The sequence below is a fragment of the Campylobacter sp. LMG 7929 genome (assembly GCF_024723595.1).
Classification (GTDB): domain Bacteria; phylum Campylobacterota; class Campylobacteria; order Campylobacterales; family Campylobacteraceae; genus Campylobacter_D.
In genome coordinates this window covers 1-739 of record NZ_JANQCY010000035.1, presented here as the reverse complement: position 1 = coordinate 739, position 739 = coordinate 1, and the positions used below count along the sequence as shown (strand labels likewise).

Here is a 739-nt window from a genome sequence, read left to right as displayed (position 1 = left end):
AAACGGTTTTTAATTTTTATATTTTCTATATATTATTTTTTAGAATTATAAATGCTTTTATTATATTTGAACAAAAATATTTTACAAAAGTAGACTAGAATTGTTGGCACTAGAAACCCCTTTATTTATACTTGGAGAGTATGTTATAATAAAATCCTTTATGTTATAACAAAAAATAAAATTATACAAGAAAGGATATTTAAATGGCTATCAAAATTGAAATTAGTGGATTTGATAAGGATTTTTTGCCTGTTTTTGAGAGTTTGGCTAAAAGCCTAAGAGCTACTTATTGTTTGTTGGAGTATGATATCCCAGATGAGAAAAAACAAAGTTCTATGAAAAAAGCTTTAGAAGAAATAAAAAATGGAGAGTATGAAACTTTTAAAAACTTTGATGAGTATAAAAAGGCTATGCGTGAAATATGAAATTAGAGTTTTAAAAGAATACAAGAAAAATTACAAGAAGCTAACGCTAAAAGAAAAAGATTTGGTAGATGAAATAGTTTATCGCTTATCTAACAATGAAACTCTTGAAAGAAAATACAAAGATCATAAACTAAAAGGTGAATTTAAAGAGCTTAGAGAGTGTCATGTAAAACCTGATTTACTCTTAATTTATCAAAAACAAGATGATAAGCTTATTTTAACCTGTATTAATATAGGTTCTCATAGTGAGTTGTTTTAAATAATTGAAGTTAAATTAATCAAGTTAATAAAAATCCATAATTACATATTAAGTC

The 739-nt window shown here is 24.4% G+C and carries 2 protein-coding genes; both read left to right on the top strand.

Annotation, left to right across the window (positions count from 1 at the left end):
- The first annotated feature begins 203 nt into the window (after nt 1-203).
- Nucleotides 204-425 (top strand): hypothetical protein, encoded by a 222-nt coding sequence (locus tag CAMP5118_RS07945; protein ID WP_337217025.1) that lies wholly within the window; start codon nt 204-206, stop codon nt 423-425.
- Entirely contained in the window at nt 415-684 is a 270-nt protein-coding gene (locus tag CAMP5118_RS07940; RefSeq protein ID WP_002789000.1) for a type II toxin-antitoxin system RelE/ParE family toxin, read from the top strand. Before CAMP5118_RS07945 ends, CAMP5118_RS07940 begins: the two co-directional genes overlap by 11 nt.
- The last annotated feature ends 55 nt before the right edge of the window (nt 685-739 follow it).